Origin of the sequence: Lelliottia sp. F153, from assembly GCF_002870005.1 — a bacterium.
Lineage (GTDB): Bacteria > Pseudomonadota > Gammaproteobacteria > Enterobacterales > Enterobacteriaceae > Enterobacter > Enterobacter nimipressuralis.
Window position 1 is genome coordinate 1 of sequence record NZ_PKFT01000001.1, and the last position, 15,038, is coordinate 15,038.

Here is a 15,038-nt window from a genome sequence, read left to right on the forward strand (position 1 = left end):
GATACAGAATTTGCCTGGCGGCTTTAGCGCGGTGGTCCCACCTGACCCCATGCCGAACTCAGAAGTGAAACGCCGTAGCGCCGATGGTAGTGTGGGGTCTCCCCATGTGAGAGTAGGGAACTGCCAGGCATCAAACAAGTGAAGAGGCCATCCGGAAGGATGGCCTTTTTGCGTTTTTGTCCTTTCTTATTCATTCCTCTGCTTCCCTCCGTGAAACTTTCTCACCACTCAGTTCCATTCCTGGTATTCCTCCTAATCGATTACCCTGCTAAGTAAATGTGTGATTCAAGTCACAATGTTAAATATAACAAAAATATAACATTTCATTTACTAAATGATTGGATCTTAGCGTCCAACACGCTTAAGTCTTATGGCAGGAGCACACTTAAATGACCGAAGGTATCACATCGCACGGGACGCTGGCTGACAGCGATACCCGGCGCAGAGTATGGGCGATTGTCAGCGCGTCATCCGGCAACCTGGTTGAATGGTTCGACTTCTACGTTTACTCGTTTTGTTCCCTCTATTTTGCTCATATCTTTTTCCCGTCCGGCAACACGACTACCCAGTTGCTCCAAACCGCAGGGGTATTTGCTGCAGGATTTCTGATGCGTCCAATTGGCGGCTGGCTGTTTGGCCGAATTGCAGACAGACAAGGGCGTAAAACCTCAATGCTGATCTCTGTCTGCATGATGTGCCTCGGATCGCTGGTGATTGCCTGTCTGCCGGGATATGACACTATCGGGACGTGGGCACCCGCGCTGTTATTATTGGCTCGTTTGTTCCAGGGCCTTTCCGTCGGCGGTGAATACGGTACAAGTGCTACTTATATGAGTGAAGTTGCTGTGGAAGGGCGGAAAGGTTTTTATGCCTCCTTCCAGTACGTCACACTGATCGGCGGGCAGCTGCTGGCTATTTTAGTGGTGGTTGTTCTGCAGCAGGTGCTGACGGATGAGCAATTGCATTCTTGGGGATGGCGCATACCTTTTGCAATGGGAGCGGTTCTGGCGGTCGTGGCTCTGTGGCTGCGCCGACAGCTTGATGAAACCTCGCAAAAAGAGGTGAGGGCACTGAAAGAAGCAGGTTCGTTGAAAGGGTTATGGCGTAACCGAAAAGCCTTTGTCATGGTGTTAGGGTTTACCGCTGGCGGTTCGCTGAGCTTTTACACGTTCACCACTTATATGCAAAAGTACCTGGTGAATACCACCGGGATGCATGCCAATGTGGCCAGTATCGTCATGACGGCGGCCTTATTTGTGTTCATGCTGATTCAGCCATTGATTGGCGCACTGTCAGACAGAATCGGGCGGCGGACATCCATGCTCATCTTTGGTGGGTTATCCGCGCTTTGTACAGTCCCAATCTTGTCCGCGCTGCAACATGTATCATCTCCCTATGCAGCCTTCGCACTTGTGATGGTGGCGATGATTATCGTGAGTTTTTACACGTCAATAAGCGGAATATTGAAAGCAGAGATGTTCCCTGCTCAGGTCCGTGCTCTGGGAGTGGGGCTATCGTACGCGGTTGCTAATGCACTCTTCGGCGGTTCGGCAGAATATGTCGCGTTAACACTGAAATCGGTAGGCAGTGAAAACACCTTTTTCTGGTATGTCACCGTTATGGGGGCGTTGGCGTTTATTGTCTCACTGATGCTACACCGCAAAGGGAAAGGCATTCGTCTTTAATAATGTGCCAGTTGCCACACCGCATAGCCGGTGGTGGCACCGGCAACATCCCAGGCAAAATCTTTCCAGCTCCAGCCGCTCCCTGCAGGGCGGCTGTCCCAAAACTCTTTCGATGCGCCAAGACTGACGGAGAACATGAATCCGTAGACGGCGCTGCGATCGCGGCTCACACCTTGGTGCTGCGCGTATTCATTACCGGCGGCGGAAAGCATCGCTGAGGCGATAAAGTGCTGGGCTTTATCCTGACCCTGCCAGCTGTCATTAGCCATATGACTGCAGCCTGAAAGTAATAGGGAAATGAGCAGGAGCAAAACGCGCATAACAGACTCCAAAAAAAAGCCCCGTCACTGACAGGGCCTGGTCGTTACAGAATGCGGCTAATCAGACGGTCAATACGAATACGGCGTAAACGGCGGATAAGCTTACGCACTTTCACCGGGTAGTCCGCAATACTTTGCAAATCGCGGTAATGGCGAACGGTAGTCGTATGGGTACGAATCAGCTCAAGTTCACGTTCACGCTGGGCTGAAAGCTCATGTCGCGGATCGTGGATCAGAATGGCGTTTTCCAGATCCAGGCGCCAGGCGCGCGGGTTGAGGTTATTCCCGGTCAGCAGCATCCAGTCATCATCAACCCACATCCCCTTCAGATGATAGCTGTTGTCTTCGTCTTTCCAGAGGCGCACCACCAGTTGATCGGTGTTGACGTAATACTGCAGGCGGCTCAGGAAGCGACGCAGGTTGATTTCATAAAGATAGGGCAACGCACCGATAATTTTGAACGGCTGATCTTCCGGAATAAAGAAGTCGTTTGCGGTTTTATCCCCAACGATGATTTCGACTTTTTTACCATCGCGTAGCAGCTGGATAATATTACGCACCAGGATTGCCGGTAAGTTGAAGTACGGCGTACAGATCGTCAGCTTCTGCTCAGTACACGGCATCAGATGATAGATGGTCTTGTTCAGCAGGCTGGATTTTCCTAGCCCGACCAGCGGCGTAACGGACAGCTGTTCATTATTTGCGTCTCCCTGGAAATGATAAACCGCATCGCGCAATTCCTGACGGAAAAGGCGGATGTCGTTTTTGATTTCCGGGCTTTTTGGACGATTCGGATCGTCAAGACGATTGACGCCACGACCATGAACCAGGTTTTGATCGACCCAGTTAAACATGATGTCCGCCATCTGTGCATTGCGAACCAGATGGTAGCGGTCGTAGCGATACTTATCGAGCTGATGCAGGTAAACGTCATTGAGGCTGGCGCCGCTGTACAGCACGCTGTCATCAATGATGAATCCTTTGAAATGCAGAACGCCCAGGGCTTCGCGCGTATTGACAGGAACACCATACACACGGACGTCAACGCCTGGGTTTTCCCGCGCCATACGGCAGTACCAGTCGGCATTGGTGTTGGATGCGGCAGCGCCAATTCGGCCACGCTGAGCACGGTGCCAGTCAACCAGTATACGAACGTCCAGTTCCGGGCGCTGGCGTTTAGCTTCATAGACCGCGCTTAAAATCGCGCGTCCACCTTCATCCTGTTCGAGATAAAGCGCCACAATGCAAATACGTTGCGTGGCACTCGCAATCTTTTCCAGAAGCGTCTCCCTGAAATGGGCGGGAGCATAAAAGAACTCGACATCATCAACTGACTGAGAAATCTTCGGTAGTTGAGCAAGGTGTTGTTGATGTTTATTACGCTTAAATTTTGACAACATCACAGTGCGTATCTTCTCTGTTCATTGAAGGGTTATCTGGCATCTGCAGACAACATAAGCGGACAATGATACCACCAGAACTGTCGAAAGTGGTCAACATTTCCAGTACCTTACTCTTGAGCAGACGTCGATGCCAGGCGGAGCGAGAGGGCGACAATTCCCTCATCCAGCTGAATATCTACGTCGAATCCGAGTTTACGCGCCAGGGTAATCATGCCGCGGTTATTCGGCATAGTAATGCCATTCAGGCAGAGCAAACCGTGATCTCGGGTATAGCCAATCAGTTTTTCCAGCAAACGCCGACCGAGACCAAGGCCTTTCAGATCGGAGCGAACCAGCACGGCAAACTCGGCATCCACGTTGTCAGGATCGGAAATTGCCCGCGTGACACCCAGGATCTCATCGCCTTCATCACGATGGCGAACGGCAACAAACGCCATTTCCCGATCGTAGTCGATCTGGGTCATATTGGCTAAATCTTCATGGGTAAATTCGCTGATTTCGCTAAAGTAGCGATAGTACAAATCTTCTTTCGTCACCTGAGCGATAAAGGCTCGCAACTGAGGTTCATCTTCGGGCAGGATCGGGCGAAACAGCACCTGCTCGCCGTTTTTCATCTCCACCCACTCTTCCAGTTGCAGAGGATACGGGCGAATGGCCAGTCTGCTTTCGCGATCACCTGTAAAGGGCGCGATATCCAGTGTGACATCCAGTGCGATAAATTCATTGCCCGACGCCAGCAGCGGATGAATATCCAGCCGCTGAATCTCAGCACAATCGACGATCAGGTTAGAGACCTGGACCAGAAACTGGCTCAGCCCGATAATATCCAAAGGCTGGAGCGCGCTGCGACCGCGGATCTTTTTGCTCTTAATGGCCTGAATCACCAGATAACGAGCCAGATTCATGTTCAACGGCGGCAGGGCAACCACGGCCTGTTCTGCCGGTCGCCACTCCACACCGCCTTCACCCAGCATAATCAACGGGCCAAAGACCGGATCGTGTTCAACCACGACTCGTAATTCCTGCGCTCCGGCGCGATTCGCCATGCTCTGTACCAGAAGCCCGTGAACTCGCGCCTGCGGCCAGGCCATTTTTACGCGGTCAAAAATCGCCTCGGCGGCCTGCTGAACTTCCGCGGCTGTGCGCAGATAAAGCATCACCCCCTGCACATCCGACTTATGCGGAATATCCGGCGAACGCAGTTTTAACGCCACCGGATAACCAATCTGTTCGGCAATATGCACTGCCTCGGCGCTGTCGCTCGCAATCCAGGTGGGTAAAGTCTGCATACCATAGGCATCCAGAATGGGTCGTACTTCATGGGTATCCAGAGAAGACGCACCGTCCTCAATGGCCTGGCGTAACAGGTTATGCGCTTCGGTCGCATTGGCGGCCAGATTGCCGGGCAATGCGGGTGTTTCACGCAGTTGCTTTTGGTTGCGGCGGTACTCCACCATATGCATAAACGCAGTAATGGTGCCTTCCGGCGTGCGGTAGGTGGGCAGTCCTGCCTCGCTGAACAAACGCCGCGCTTCCTGAGAAGAGTATTCTCCGCACCAGTTGGTCAACAGCGTGACATATTTGCCACGTGGATGGTTTTTGACGGCATCAATCAGCGCGCGTGCGCTTTGGCTACCGGGTGCGACGGCGCTGGGGGAATGAATCACCATCAGCGCGTCAAAATCCTGGCTATCCAGCAACAGGGAGAGCGCGTTGATATAGCGCTCGCTACTGGCGTCATCCCGCAGATCCAGTGGGTTTCCCGGCGTGACACTGGCAGGAAGCGCTTCTTTAAGCCGCTGAATCGTCTCATCGCTCAGGGTGGCGAGTTTCCCGTTACGCAACCACAGCTCATCGAGGGCGAGCGCTGCGGGGGCCGCACCGTTACTTAAAATCATCAGCCTTTCACCGCGTAACGGGCGCATATGGCTTAGGGTTTCTACGGCCGAGAAAAGCTCGTGGGTATCCTGCACGCGCAGCAAACCAGCGCGCTGAATGGCCGCATCCCAGGCCGGGTCCATGCCTGAGTGAGAGTGCAACAATTTCTGCGCTGCGGGACTACGGCCACTTTTGATCACCAGAATCGGTTTATTACGTGATGCGCTACGCGCAGCAGAAACAAAACGTCGGGCATCAGTTAAGTGCTCGAGATAGAGAAGTATCGCGCTGGTTTTACTGTCGCGCGCGAGGAAATCGAGCAGCTCGTCGACATCAATATCCAGGCTATCGCCCAGCGCGATGAAATATGAAAAGCCCATTTCACGCTGCTGCGCCCAGTCAAGAATAGTGTTGGACACGGCGGCAGACTGAGAGATAAACGCCAGTTTGCCTTTTCGAATCGGCACTGGAGAAAAGCTGGCATTGAGTCCCTGCCACGGCGCCAGCAACCCAAGACTATTAGGACCAAGCAAACGCATCTGATACCGGCTCGCGCTGGCCAGCAGTTCGGCCTGCTGTTCTGGCGGCGAAGAGAGAATAATGCAGGTTTTACAGCCTTTCTCACCCAGCGCGTCGAGCAGGGCGAGATTGCGTTTGGCGTGCGTACACAGGATGGCAAGATCGGGGACAAACGGCAGGCTCTGTATGTCCGGCCAGGCGAGGACGCCCTGAACAGCTTTATAAGCGGGAGTGACAGGCATGACAGGGCCATTAAAGCCTCCGGCCAGCAAATTGCGCATCATTAAATATCCGGCGCGATCGGGCTTCATCGAGGCTCCGATCACGGCGATGGATTTAGGGCGGAGTAGCGCTTCTAGCCCTCGCTGGCTCATACAAGTCTCCTGTTAACGCGAGTGACCTGATGATTTTAAACGCTTTCCGGTTCTTCTGCTGTGATGCTGGCCTGATGTGTGGGTTTTCCTGCCAGGTAACGCTCGCGGAAACAGGAAAAATGGCGGCCCAGGGCGCTGGCGGCTTCGGTGTCATTCGCCAGATCTAACAGGGCGATAGCCACTTCCGCCGTACAATATTGCCCCTCGGCATGGGCTTCACGCAGGCGATAGGCTGACACGCGGGACAGATCGACGGAGATCACCGGCAGTGCATCCAGATACGGGCTTTTGCGGAACATTTTTCGCGCTTCGGTCCAGGTACCGTCCAGCATAATAAACAGCGGAGGTTTGCCTTTGGGCGGCGCGGCGATCACCTTGCGGCTTTCACCGGCATAGGAGGCGGGAAACACCACCATGGGTTGATAATCAGGACTGGCGACCAGATCGAGCAGTGCCTGCGGCGGCTCGGTGCGGGACCACTGAAACGCGGCCGTATTTGGCAGAATATCGGCGATTAACCGTCCGGTATTGCTGGGTTTCATCGGCTCAGTGTCAAACATCACCAGGCAGAAACGGCTCTGTGCGTGGCTCGCAGCCAGCGTCTCACACAGACACTGTTTTAGCGGCAACAGGCAGCGCTGGCAGCGACGAATGCGGTTGCCTCGGGCAAGAAAAGGGCGGGTCGCACGCGCCAGGCGTTCGGCGCGCAATTGAAGTACGGCGTTATCAGTCATGGAAGAGGCGCAGAAAAAACGCCATTCTCGCAGAGGGAACAGCGGGGCACAAGCAGTGCCCCGTGATTGTCAGAGCGTTTCGTTCAGCCAGCTTTCGAAAGGTGCCTTTGGTACGGCACCGTTGAGCATATCCACGACTTCACCCTTTTTGAAAATCATGATGGTGGGAATGCTGCGAATACGGAATCGCGCACTCAGCTCGCGTTCTGCTTCTGTATTGACCTTCACAAAGCGCATTTTACCGCTGCGCTCTTCGGCGACATCTTCAAAAATCGGCGCAAAGTTACGGCATGGGCCGCACCAGGGTGCCCAGAAATCCACGACTACCGGCAAATCGTCTTTCAGTAATTTATCGAGGGTTTCACCGGTTGCGTTAATCACGTCGCCATCGAAAAGCTCATGACCGCAACGCCCGCATTTCGCTCCATCATCAATTCGGTCATCCGGAATGCGATTGAGAGCCTGGCAGTTGGCACATACGGTATTCATAACTAACCTCTGATAGAGCAGTGGGACAAAGCGGCAAAGTGCCGATAATGTTTCTGATATGTTACATATTATCATTGAGCTTGTTTGAAACGACAATGCGTTTTATTCAATGGGAACAATAGTCACAGGCTTTTGTATGAAATAATGGCTATGCGCTGACACATCGGGTAATCTGCGCGCTTCGCGCAGCGCTGGTGGAGAAAAGCATGAACGACGAACTGAAGAATAAAAGCGGCAAGGTCAAAGTGATGTATGTCCGCAGTGATGATGATTCTGACAAACGCACCCAAAATCCGCGTACCGGAAAGGGTGGGGGCCGTCCGGGACCATCTCGTGCAGACGGTGGCCGTCGCCCCGCCCGCGATGACAGAAATAACCGCGGTGATGACCGCAAACGTGATGACCGTAAGCGTGACGATCGCCGTCGCGATGACCGTCCACGCGATGATTTCCCTCGTGATGCATCCCCATGGCGCACCGTTTCCCGTGCACCGGGTGAAGAGGCACCGGCAAAAGCCGATCACGGCGGAATCAGTGGTAAGAGCTTTATCGATCCGGAAGTCCTGCGCCGTCAACGCGCAGAAGAGACCCGCGTCTATGGCGAGAACGCCTGTCAGGCCCTGTTCCAGAGCCGTCCTGAATGCATCGTTCGCGCCTGGTTTATCCAGAGCGTCACGCCGCGTTTCAAAGAGGCCCTGCGCTGGATGGCAGCAAACCGTAAAGCCTACCATGTGGTAGATGATGCGGAGCTGACCAAAGCATCTGGTACTGAACATCACGGCGGCGTCTGCTTCCTGATCAAAAAACGTAACGGCACCACGGTGCAGCAATGGGTCAGCCAGGCTGATGCCGATGACTGCGTACTGGCACTGGAAGATGTGGGCAACCCGCACAACCTGGGTGCGATGATGCGTAGCTGCGCCCATTTCGGCGTGAAAGGTGTGTTGTTGCAGGATGCGGCGATTGTCGAATCCGGTGCCGCTATTCGTACAGCCGAAGGCGGTGCGGAACATGTGCAGCCGATTACTGGCGAAAGCGTTCTGGATGCTATCGAAGAGTTCCGCCAGGCGGGTTACTCCATCGTGACCACCTCCAGCCATAAAGGTACGCCGCTGTTCAAAGCGACGCTGCCGCGCAAAATGGTATTGGTACTGGGTCAGGAACGTGATGGTCTGTCCGATGCCGCGCTCTCTACTGCCGACCTGAGCGTCTCAATCGACGGAACAGGTAAAGTCGAAAGCCTCAACGTTTCCGTTGCAACCGGCGTCCTGCTGGCTGAATGGTGGCGTCAGAACAAAGCATAATATTGCGTTGTCTACAATTATGCCCGGTGATAGCCGGGCATAATTATTTTTATCCCTTCCGAAAAATCACTCGCTTTCAGCCGGTAACACGGGCATCCAGTCGATTGGCGCTTCATTGCGTTTTTTCAGCCATTCATTGGTCAGAACAAAGTGGTTACAGCCAAAAAATCCGCGGTGAGCCGACAGTGGAGAGGGATGCGGCGCTTTCAGAACATGATGACGCTGGGCATCGATAATCGCCCCTTTCTTCTGCGCATGTGCGCCCCACAGTAAAAACACCACGCCTTCACAATGTTCATTGATAAGGCTGATGACTTTATCCGTAAAGGTCTCCCAGCCCAGGCTGGCGTGGGAGTGAGCCTGTCCCGCGCGAACCGTTAACACGGTATTGAGCAGCAGTACGCCCTGACGCGCCCAGCTTTCAAGATAACCGTGCGCCGGACGACTAAAGCCAGGCATCGATCCTTCCAGCTCTTTATACATATTCAGCAGGGAAGGGGGTGTTGCAATCCCAGGACGAACCGAAAATGCCAGACCGTGCGCCTGTCCAGGACCGTGGTAGGGATCCTGACCCAGAATGACCACTTTCACATCATTCAGTTCGGTGTAACGAAAGGCGTTAAACACATCCTTCTGTGGCGGATAGATCGTTTGACCGGATTGCCGCTCCTGCGCGACGGTACTGAGCGTATTCACAAAATAAGGCTGTTGCTTTTCATCTGCCAGCACGTCATGCCATGTCAAAGGGGTCGTCATCATGCTCTCCTGCATATCTCAATTGCGCCTAGCTTAACCTTTTCAGGGAAGGGAGCAAAATTCCGCACGACATTTACAGCTAAGTCTTTCAATTTAATTTGAAATACTCAAATCAGGGCAGAAAGTCGGCTCTGTAAAATTGATCTGAAACAACAAAATCAAACCACACTATTTGTGTGGTTGCGGTTTTTGTTGATTTAAATCAAAGAATCATGGGGTGCCGGCTGATATATATACACTCAAGCAACAATGGTTTTACCAATTGGCCGCGAGAGGCCGACATTCATTAATTAATGTAGCCCTGGAGGCATGACATGATTACAGGTATCCAAATTACTAAAGCTGCAAACGACGACCTGCTGAACTCTTTCTGGCTGCTGGACAGCGAAAAAGGCGAAGCACGTTGTGTGGTTGCGAAAGCCGGTTTTGCTGAAGACGAAATCGTTCCGGTCAACAAACTGGGCGAAATCGAATACCGCGAGATCCCAATGGACATCCAGCCGGAAGTTCGCGTGGAAGGCGGTCAGCACCTGAACGTTAACGTTCTGCGTCGTGAAACCCTGGAAGATGCGGTTAAGAACCCAGAAAAATACCCGCAGCTGACTATTCGTGTTTCTGGCTACGCGGTACGCTTCAACTCTCTCACCCCAGAACAGCAGCGTGACGTTATCGCGCGTACCTTTACTGAAAGCCTGTAAGGCTTGAGGTTTTGGGGGAATAAAAAAGCCGGGTGATAAACCCGGCTTTTTTTTACTCTTCGTTCTGCGACGTTGGCGGCGTACCGCTTGGCTTACGGCGCTTACCAATGTTTTTGGCATCGCGATGGCGGTTCTTCACGCGCGGCTTCTCTTTCGCCTGCTCTTTTTTCTTCTCTTCGCGTTTCGCGAGCACTTTCTTGGACGGTTTGCCCGTCATCTTTTCGCTCGGTGGGCGCGTGGTCGGACGCAGTTCGTCAATGACGCGAGCTTTCAATGGCTCTTCGATATAGCGGCCAACTTTCAGGAGCAGCATGTAGTCGTGTGCTTCTACCAGCGAGATAGCGATCCCTTTACGACCCGCACGGCCGGTACGACCGATACGGTGCAGGTAGGTGTCACCGGTACGCGGCATGTCGAAATTAATGACATGACTGACATCAGGAATATCGATACCGCGCGCTGCGACGTCGGTGGCAACCAGCACATTGACGCGACCTTCAGTCAGACGCTTAATCCCCTCGGTACGCTTCGCCTGCGGCATATCGCCTTCAAGATAGCAGTTATCGATACCGGCAGAACGCAGCATATTCGCCAGCTCATGCACACGCTCGCGCTTACGCACAAACACGATGGTACGGGTGGTATCATCTTGTTTCAACAGATGTTTCAGCAGCTCGACTTTGTGCTCAAGGTTATCTGCGCGGTAATACCACTGGTGGATCTTTTTGCGCTCGCGCGTGGATGGCGTCGCAGACACTTCCGCTGGTTCGTTGAGCAGACGCTCAGCGAAGTCTTTAATTGCGTCACCTTCCAGGGTGGCGGAGAACAGCATCGTCTGTTTGCGCCAGCGCGTTTCGCCCGCAATGTGTTCGATGTCCTGCGCAAAACCGAGTTCCAGCATGCGGTCAGCTTCATCTAGGATCAGCGTTTCCACCGCACGGCAGTCAAAGTTTTCTTCTTTGATGTACTGCATCAGGCGCCCGGTTGTCGCCACCACGATATCCTGGTTCTCACTGAACACTTCGGCGTGGTTCATATAGGCAACACCGCCGGTGATGGTGGCGATATCCAGATGCGTATTCGCGGCCAGTTCACGCGCATGTTCTGCCACCTGCACGGCCAGTTCACGTGTTGGGGTCAGGATAAGAATGCGCGGTGGGCCAGATTTCTTGCGAGGGAAATCGATCAGATGCTGCAAGACGGGCAGCAGGTATGCCGCCGTTTTACCGGTGCCTGTCGGCGCAGAACCGAGTACATCACGGCCTTCTAACGCAGGCGGAATAGCAGCCGCCTGGATGGCAGTTGGGCGTGTGAAGCCTTTATTCTGGAGAGCTTCCAGCAGGCACTCATCGAGTTCAAGTTCGGAAAAAGTCGTTACAGTCATGTTCTACCTCTGTGTGGGGCGCTGATTATAGACGTTATGGCTGCAATCTTCATCTGTTTGTGGATATCCCTTTTCCGCCACTTCGCTTTCCCCTATGCTAATCCGGTTTTATTTAAGAAGGTTGCTTTGACATGTCTCAACCCAAAGCGCAGCTGCGCCGCGATGGTTTTACGTTTAAACAGTTCTTTGTAGCCCACGATCGCTGTGCGATGAAAGTCGGCACTGACGGTATATTACTGGGAGCGTGGGCGCCCGTCGCGAAGGTTAAGCGAATTCTGGATATTGGTAGTGGAAGTGGGTTACTGGCGCTGATGCTGGCGCAACGTACGGAGCAGCACGTCACGATCGATGCTGTTGAACTCGATGCACAGGCCGCCAGTCAGGCCAGCGAGAATGCCGCCGAATCGCCGTGGGCGTCTCGCGTTCAGGTGGAATGCGCCGATATCCTCACGTGGGCGCCGGAGCAAACGGCGCGCTACGATCTGATAGTCAGCAACCCGCCTTACTTTGAGCCTGGCGTCGACTGCGCGACGCCGGAACGCGATCAGGCGCGATACACCGGTTCGCTGGATCACACCGCACTGTTAATGGCGGCAGCGAATTTGATCTCAGAAGAGGGATTTTTCTGCGTTGTTCTGCCTGAAAGTACCGGTAACGCGTTTATCAAAAAAGCGCTCGATATCGGCTGGTACTTACGCCTGCGAACGGATATCGCCGATAACGAAGCAAGACTTCCGCACCGTGTTTTATTAGCACTCTCCCCAAAAGAGGGTGAGTGCTTTAGCGACAGGATGGTGATTCGCGGGCCAGATCAGCGTTATTCCGAAGCCTACACGGCGCTGACCCAGGCGTTTTATCTGTTTATGTGAACGAGAGGGGACAGCACCGACGGACCAGACTCCGCCAGTTGATCGGGGTAGTCCAGCGTGTAATGCAGGCCCCGACTCTCTTTGCGCATCATCGCACAGCGGACAATCAGCTCCGCCACCTGGACCAGATTGCGTAGCTCCAGCAGATTGTTAGATACGCGGAAATTGGCGTAATACTCGTCAATTTCCTGCTGCAGCATCGTTATCCGGCGTAGGGCGCGCTCCAGACGTTTGGTGGTGCGTACAATCCCGACGTAATCCCACATAAAGAGCCGCAGTTCATGCCAGTTGTGCTGGATGACCACCAGTTCATCCGGATTATCCACCCGGCTTTCATCCCAGGCAGGCAGGTGTGCCACCTCACGGGCGTAGGGCATCCGTTTGATGATATCTTCTGCGGCAGACCAGCCGTAAACCAGGCACTCCAGCAGCGAGTTTGACGCCATGCGGTTCGCGCCGTGAAGCCCGGTATAACTCACCTCACCGATGGCGTATAGACCATCCACGTCCGTACGGCCATGATCGTCCACCATCACGCCGCCGCAGGTATAGTGCGCCGCAGGGACGATCGGCACCGGCTCTTTGGTGAGATCAATCCCAAGCCCCAGTAATTTTTCATAGATAGTCGGGAAGTGCTGGCGCACGAAATCGGCGGGTTTATGGCTGATGTCGAGATACATACAGTCGACGCCGAGACGTTTCATTTCGTGGTCAATGGCACGAGCGACGATATCGCGCGGGGCCAGTTCACCACGCGGGTCGAAGTCTGGCATAAAGCGCGTGCCGTCGGGGCGCTTGAGATGCGCGCCTTCACCACGCAGGGCTTCGGTAAGCAGAAAATTACGCGCCTGCGGATGGAACAGGGCGGTCGGGTGGAACTGGTTAAACTCCAGATTGGCGACGCGGCAACCTGCACGCCACGCCATGGCGATCCCGTCTCCTGAAGAGATATCCGGATTCGTCGTGTACTGATACACCTTCGATGCGCCACCTGTTGCCAGCACCACCGATTTAGCCTGACAGGTCTCAACCGTCTCTTTATTCCGGTTCCAGACCCACGCTCCCACAACGCGTCGTGTGCCCGGCAGACCAATTTTATCGGAGATAATCAGGTCCACTGCATTGCTGCGTTCAAGCACCTGAATATTGGGGTGATTACGTGCCTGAGCGACTAAAGTGGTTTCGACCTCTTTGCCCGTTGCATCTGCTGCGTGCAGGATGCGGCGGTGGCTATGACCGCCTTCACGGGTGAGGTGATACCCCTCTTCGCCATTCGGCTGAACGTGCGTATCGAACAAAACGCCTTGATCGATAAGCCATTGCACACAGTGACGGGCGTTGCTGGCCACAAATTCTGCGGCGTGTTCATCGACAATGCCTGCGCCAGCGATCAGCGTGTCTTCCACGTGCGATGCAATGCTGTCGGTTTCATCAAATACCGCAGCAATACCGCCCTGAGCATAGAACGTCGAGCCTTCGCTCATCGGGCCTTTGCTCAGTACGATCACTTTCTGATGCGAGGCCAGTCGAAGCGCCAGAGAGAGCCCGGCAGCGCCGCTGCCAATAATCAGTACATCACAATGCAGTTCTGGAGTTGTGTTCATGATGTTTGTTTAATTTACTAAACAGTGTTTGGCCAGAATAGCACCCGAATGCGATGAATCGCACGTTTTTTTTGAATGCTGTTGCGCAGCCTAAACTTAAACACAACCTCAAAAAAGGCGTAAAAGAACGAAAATATTTTGCGAAGCAGATCGTTAGCTTCAGATTATGTGGTGAAATAAACCCTGTGTTGCGGTACTCTTCTGGCAGCAAAAATACCATTTCTCATCAGAAATTGGGTACGTATCGTTAACAGACTTATAATGAGAGAAAATGAACAGTCTGCGACACGATGGACAAAAACAGACGCGTAACGGAACTTATTGATGAATAGACCCTCTAACCTCGTGCTTGCTCACATTGCAGTGTTTTTAGAGTGGCGTTTCGATAACGCGTGGAATTTAGGTTTGGGGAGACATTACCTCGGATGAGCGAGCAGTTAACGGACCAGGTCCTGGTTGAACGGGTCCAGAAGGGAGATCAGAAAGCCTTTAACTTACTGGTGGTTCGCTATCAGCATAAAGTGGCGAGTCTGGTATCCCGCTATGTACCGTCAGGAGATGTTCCTGATGTAGTGCAAGAGTCTTTCATAAAGGCCTATCGTGCGCTGGATTCTTTCCGGGGGGATAGTGCTTTTTACACCTGGCTGTATCGTATTGCAGTCAATACAGCAAAGAATTATCTGGTCGCTCAGGGCCGTCGTCCGCCTTCAACGGATGTGGACGCAATAGACGCTGAAAACTTCGAAAGCGGCGGCGCATTGAAAGAAATTTCGAACCCTGAGAACTTAATGTTGTCAGAAGAACTGAGACAAATCGTTTTTCGCACGATCGAGGCACTCCCGGAAGATTTACGCATGGCAATTACCTTGCGGGAGCTTGATGGACTTAGCTATGAAGAGATAGCGGCTATCATGGACTGTCCGGTCGGAACGGTTCGTTCGCGAATCTTCCGTGCGCGAGAAGCTATTGATAATAAAGTTCAACCGCTTATCAGGCGTTGACGATAGCGGGATACTGGAAA

The 15,038-nt window shown here is 53.4% G+C and carries 14 protein-coding genes and 1 rRNA gene; 7 read left to right on the forward strand and 8 right to left on the reverse strand.

Features of this window, described 5'->3' with window-relative positions; genetic code table 11:
- The first annotated feature begins 13 nt into the window (after nt 1-13).
- Nucleotides 14-129, forward strand: a 5S ribosomal RNA gene (rrf, locus tag F153LOC_RS00005).
- A gap of 260 nt (nt 130-389) precedes the next feature.
- The gene (locus tag F153LOC_RS00010) at nt 390-1,685 is read left to right on the forward strand and encodes an MFS transporter (protein WP_100779263.1); all 1,296 of its coding nucleotides are present in this window, start codon (nt 390-392) and stop codon (nt 1,683-1,685) included.
- Here F153LOC_RS00010 and F153LOC_RS00015 read toward each other — a convergent pair.
- From F153LOC_RS00015 to trxC, 5 genes are all read right to left on the reverse strand, one after another.
- Nucleotides 1,682-2,005, reverse strand: coding sequence for a YfiM family lipoprotein (locus tag F153LOC_RS00015; RefSeq protein WP_102105005.1), 324 nt, complete (start codon nt 2,003-2,005; stop codon nt 1,682-1,684). The two genes, F153LOC_RS00010 and F153LOC_RS00015, sit on opposite strands and share 4 nt — an antisense overlap.
- Nucleotides 2,006-2,049: 44 nt before the next feature.
- The gene (gene pssA / locus F153LOC_RS00020) at nt 2,050-3,405 is read right to left on the reverse strand and encodes a CDP-diacylglycerol--serine O-phosphatidyltransferase (RefSeq protein WP_102105004.1); all 1,356 of its coding nucleotides are present in this window, start codon (nt 3,403-3,405) and stop codon (nt 2,050-2,052) included.
- Nucleotides 3,406-3,515: 110 nt separating this feature from the next.
- Complete coding sequence (pat, locus tag F153LOC_RS00025; protein ID WP_102105003.1) at nt 3,516-6,179, reverse strand: protein lysine acetyltransferase; 2,664 nt, start codon at nt 6,177-6,179, stop codon at nt 3,516-3,518.
- A 35-nt stretch (nt 6,180-6,214) separates the two neighbouring features.
- The gene (tapT, locus tag F153LOC_RS00030) at nt 6,215-6,913 is read right to left on the reverse strand and encodes a tRNA-uridine aminocarboxypropyltransferase (RefSeq protein WP_102105002.1); all 699 of its coding nucleotides are present in this window, start codon (nt 6,911-6,913) and stop codon (nt 6,215-6,217) included.
- 69 nt (nt 6,914-6,982) lie between these two features.
- Nucleotides 6,983-7,402: a thioredoxin TrxC gene (gene trxC, locus F153LOC_RS00035; protein WP_100779268.1), complete on the reverse strand. Its 420-nt coding sequence runs from the start codon at nt 7,400-7,402 to the stop codon at nt 6,983-6,985.
- A 206-nt stretch (nt 7,403-7,608) separates the two neighbouring features.
- Between trxC and F153LOC_RS00040 the strand changes: the two genes are divergently transcribed.
- The gene (locus F153LOC_RS00040; protein ID WP_102105001.1) at nt 7,609-8,706 is read left to right on the forward strand and encodes a tRNA/rRNA methyltransferase; all 1,098 of its coding nucleotides are present in this window, start codon (nt 7,609-7,611) and stop codon (nt 8,704-8,706) included.
- A 66-nt stretch (nt 8,707-8,772) separates the two neighbouring features.
- Here the strand turns inward: F153LOC_RS00040 and ung are convergent, their stop codons facing one another.
- Nucleotides 8,773-9,462, reverse strand: a complete 690-nt coding sequence (gene ung, locus F153LOC_RS00045; protein WP_102105000.1) for a uracil-DNA glycosylase — start codon at nt 9,460-9,462, stop codon at nt 8,773-8,775.
- Between the two features lie 314 nt (nt 9,463-9,776).
- Here ung and grcA point away from each other — a divergent pair, with 314 nt between their 5' ends.
- Entirely contained in the window at nt 9,777-10,160 is a 384-nt protein-coding gene (gene grcA / locus F153LOC_RS00050) for an autonomous glycyl radical cofactor GrcA (protein WP_100779271.1), read from the forward strand.
- Between the two features lie 52 nt (nt 10,161-10,212).
- Here grcA and srmB read toward each other — a convergent pair whose 3' ends face one another.
- Nucleotides 10,213-11,544: an ATP-dependent RNA helicase SrmB gene (srmB, locus tag F153LOC_RS00055; protein ID WP_100779272.1), complete on the reverse strand. Its 1,332-nt coding sequence runs from the start codon at nt 11,542-11,544 to the stop codon at nt 10,213-10,215.
- 131 nt (nt 11,545-11,675) lie between these two features.
- Here srmB and F153LOC_RS00060 point away from each other — a divergent pair, with 131 nt between their 5' ends.
- The gene (locus F153LOC_RS00060) at nt 11,676-12,413 is read left to right on the forward strand and encodes a tRNA1(Val) (adenine(37)-N6)-methyltransferase (protein WP_102104999.1); all 738 of its coding nucleotides are present in this window, start codon (nt 11,676-11,678) and stop codon (nt 12,411-12,413) included.
- On the opposite strand, the gene nadB is transcribed toward F153LOC_RS00060, so the two are convergent.
- Complete coding sequence (gene nadB, locus F153LOC_RS00065) at nt 12,398-14,017, reverse strand: L-aspartate oxidase (protein WP_102104998.1); 1,620 nt, start codon at nt 14,015-14,017, stop codon at nt 12,398-12,400. The two genes, F153LOC_RS00060 and nadB, sit on opposite strands and share 16 nt — an antisense overlap.
- Before the next feature lie 324 nt (nt 14,018-14,341).
- Here nadB and rseD point away from each other — a divergent pair, with 324 nt between their 5' ends.
- Together rseD and rpoE are read left to right on the forward strand one after the other, a co-directional pair.
- The gene (gene rseD / locus F153LOC_RS21475) at nt 14,342-14,446 is read left to right on the forward strand and encodes a rpoE leader peptide RseD (protein ID WP_228483504.1); all 105 of its coding nucleotides are present in this window, start codon (nt 14,342-14,344) and stop codon (nt 14,444-14,446) included.
- Nucleotides 14,443-15,018 (forward strand): RNA polymerase sigma factor RpoE, encoded by a 576-nt coding sequence (gene rpoE / locus F153LOC_RS00075; protein ID WP_100779275.1) that lies wholly within the window; start codon nt 14,443-14,445, stop codon nt 15,016-15,018. The genes rseD and rpoE overlap by 4 nt, the downstream gene beginning before the upstream one ends.
- Nucleotides 15,019-15,038 lie beyond the last annotated feature (20 nt).